The 3,402-nt window shown below is 68.8% G+C and carries 4 protein-coding genes; all 4 read right to left on the bottom strand.

The window, feature by feature from the left end; translation table 11 throughout:
- Positions 1–226 (bottom strand): ATP-binding cassette domain-containing protein (locus tag FH715_RS27965; RefSeq protein ID WP_139650306.1); only part of this gene is annotated, 226 nt, incomplete at its 3' end.
- A 102-nt stretch (positions 227–328) separates the two neighbouring features.
- On the bottom strand, positions 329–1,339 hold the full coding sequence (locus FH715_RS27960; RefSeq protein WP_139650304.1) for an ABC transporter ATP-binding protein: 1,011 nt from the start codon (positions 1,337–1,339) through the stop codon (positions 329–331).
- Between the two features lies 1 nt (position 1,340).
- A complete protein-coding gene (locus FH715_RS27955) occupies positions 1,341–2,144 on the bottom strand; it encodes an ABC transporter permease (RefSeq protein ID WP_425472784.1) in 804 nt (267 codons plus the stop codon).
- Complete coding sequence (locus FH715_RS27950) at positions 2,137–2,946, bottom strand: ABC transporter permease (RefSeq protein WP_139650302.1); 810 nt, start codon at positions 2,944–2,946, stop codon at positions 2,137–2,139. Before FH715_RS27950 ends, FH715_RS27955 begins: the two co-directional genes overlap by 8 nt.
- Between the last annotated feature and the right edge of the window lie 456 nt (positions 2,947–3,402).

Raw genomic sequence — 3,402 nt, 5'->3', positions numbered from 1 at the left:
CGGTGTCGAGCCCGGCCAGGCAGTGCATCAGCGTCGACTTGCCCGAGCCCGAGGGGCCCATGATCGCGGTGAACACCCCCCGCTCGATGTCCACACTCACCCCGTCCAACGCCGACACCCGCGTCTCCCCGGAGCCGTACGCCTTGACCACCTGGGCGGCCCGCGCGGCCACGGCCGCGTGCCCACCGCCGCTCCCGATCCTGGGATCCACTACAGCCGATGTCACCGAAACTCGCCTCCGCTGGGAACGCACGTTGTCAACGCACACCACCCTGTCGTTCGGCGGCTCCGGCCACGATGGGGTACGTCGCCGTTTCCCTGCGGGGGTTTACCCCACCCCCGCACCCCCGTCAGCCCCAGCGCCGCCGGAACGCGCGCCCTCCCACCCGGCCGCGTACATGCGGGCGATGACCTCCTCGATGTCCGGCTCCCGCAGCGACAGGTCGACCAGCGGATACTCCGCGGCCACCCGCGCCACCAGCGGCGCCGCGCTCACCCCGGCGGGGAACGCCAACCACTGGCGCGGCCCCGCCACCCGCACCACCCGCGCCCCCGGCACCTCGATCGCCGGCCGCTCCTCCGCCAGGTCCACGATCAACGTGCGCTCGCTCTCGCCCACCTCGCTCAACCCCGCGAACGCCCCGTCGTACATCAGCCGCCCCCGGTCGATCACCATCACCCGGCTACAGAGCTGCTCGATATCGGTCAGATCATGGGTGGTGAGCAGAACGGTTGTGCCCTTCTCCTGATTGAGATCGCGCAGAAAGCCACGCACCTTGTTCTTGCTCACCACGTCGAGCCCGATCGTCGGCTCGTCCAGATAGAGCACCTCGGGGTCGTGCAGCAACGCGGCGGCCACGTCCCCCCGCATCCGCTGCCCCAACGACAGCTGCCGCACCGGCACCTCCAGCAGCGGCCCCAGCTCCAGCAGCTCCACACAGCGCTCCAGGTTCGCCCGGAACCGCGCCGGCTCCACCCGGTACAGGCGCCGCATCAGCTGGTAGGAGTCGCCCAACGGCAGGTCCCACCAGAGCGTCGTCCGCTGCCCGAAGACCACCCCGATCCGCCGCGTCAACGCCGTCCGCTCCCGCGCCGGATCGATGCCCGCCACCCGCAGCCGCCCGCCGCTCGGCGTCAGGATGCCCGTCAGCATCTTGATCGTGGTCGACTTGCCGGCCCCGTTCGGCCCGATGTACCCCACCATCTCGCCGCGCCGCACCCGGAACGAGATACCGTCCACCGCCCGCACCTCGCTCACCTCCCGGCGCAGCAGGCCCGCGCGCTTGCGCACCCGGAAGACCTTCTCCAGGCGGTCGAGTTCGATCAGAACCTCGCTCATCTCAGCTCCCGGTGCTCCGATAGCTCCGCACGGCCGACCGCCAGACCCACGCGGTCAGCACCGACAACACCACCGCCACCAACGGCGACAGGAAGTCCACCCACCCCGGCAGCCCCAACGGGTCCTCCCGCCCCAACAACCGCAGCGCCGGCAGCCAGTTGACGAAGGCGAGCGGCAGTACGAAGGTCACCCCCCGCACCAGCTCCCGCGGGAAGATCGTCGGCGGGTACTGCAACAACACCCCGCCGCCGTAGGTGAACGCGTTCTGCACCTGCGCCGCGTCCTGCGCCCAGAACTGGAACGAGGACCCCAGCACGAAGACCGCCCCGAAGATCACCGACCCCGACACCAGCATCACCACCAGCAACGCCACGGCCCCCGCCGACCAGTCCACGTCCACCCGGGGCAGCGCCCAGCCCAGCACCGCGAGCGCCTGGATCACCCGCCCCAACCGACGCAACGCGAACCGGTCGGCCGCCACCTGCACGAAGATCGACACCGGGCGCACCAGCAGCACGTCGAGCGAGCCGTCCCTGATCCGTTCCCCGACCCGCTCCACGTTCCCCAGCAGCAGGTCGGCCACCCCCAACGCCAGGCTCGCGCTCCCGTAGAGCAACGCCACCTCGGCCAGCCCGAAGCCGCCCAGCGCGTCGACATGGGAGAACATCAGCAGCACCACGACAAAATCCAGAAACGTGATCGCCAGATTCGCCAATGTGGTGATCACGAACGAAGTCCGATAGGTCAACGACGAACGCACCCACATCCAGGCCACCAGAAAGAAGGCCCGCGTCCCCTCAACCACCCTGGACCACCACCCGCCGCGTCGCCACCGACTGCACCCAGCGGCCCACCGCCAGGGCGACCAACGCCCACCCCAGCTGGAGCGCGAACCCGGCCAGCAGCCCCCACCCGACCCGCCGCTCCAGCAGCACATCGGCCGGGATCTGCAACATCCCCGCCCAGGGCAACCACCGCACCACCTCGCCGAACGCCCCGGGAAAGACGGTCAGCGGCAGCAGCATCCCGGAGAAGAACGTCGAGACGACGTTGTTCACCGTGCTCGCGCCCACCCCGTCCATCATCCAGAACGTCGACAGCGCCACCAGAAAACGCATCGCGAAACTGATCACCACGGCCAGCGCCACCGACAGCAGAAAGGCCGCCCACACCAGCGGACTCGCCGGCAGCGCCAGATCGAAGACCAACGCCCCCACCGCCAGCGGCACCACCCCGCGCCCCAGCAGCTGGAACGCGGCCCGCCCCAGATCCGTCGCCAGCCACCACAGTTGGAGATCCGCGGGGCGGTAGAGGTCGATCGCCACGTCCCCCGTCCTGATCCGCTGCTGAAGCTCGGCCTCGAAGCCGCCCCCCATCACCGCCACCGACGCCAGCAGCGCCTGCCCCACCCAGACAAAGGTGAGCGCCTGCGCCTGCTCGTACCCGCCGAGCTGAGGGCGCTCGTGCCACAGCGCCATGAAGGCGTGCGCGAGGATGAGGCCGAAGACGGTGTTCGTGAACACCCCCGCCGCGGTGGCCAGTCGGTAGGTCGCGTAGCGCCGGAAGCCGTATCCCGCGACGGAGCGGTACAACGCCCATGACCCCATGGCGCCCGACCTCCGTTCCCCCGCGTGCGATCACCCGAAAAACGCCAAAGACACGCGAGTCTACGGCCGTTGCCACCCGCGGGGAGCTGCTCCACCCGGCTGCCGGGGCTCAACTTGACACCACCGAGGGGGGTCCGTAGGGTCCTTCGAGCTTGCCCGGAGTGGAGCACTTCAGAGGCCGATTTGGATCGGCCGAGGAATTCCTCTACGGTTACGGGCATCGCCGGAGGGCGCAAAACTCAACTCCCCCTGACGGAGGTCAAGTTCGAGAAATCGGGCGTGATAGAGTCAGGAACACAACGAAGGGAAGCGCCCGGAGGGCCCCGAGGGGGGTTTGAAGGAAGCGTCCGTTCCTTGAGAACTCAACAGCGTGCCAAAAGTCAATGCCAGATTTTTGAGTTATTTGCGAGGATGTTCGAGCATCTTTGTGGGTGACATCTTTTGATGAAGCATTCA

The sequence above is a fragment of the Streptomyces sedi genome (assembly GCF_006335015.1).
In the GTDB taxonomy this organism is placed as follows: domain Bacteria; phylum Actinomycetota; class Actinomycetes; order Streptomycetales; family Streptomycetaceae; genus Streptomyces; species Streptomyces sedi.
Note: the sequence above shows the minus strand (reverse complement) of the source record. Positions and strands in the feature narration are given on the sequence as shown.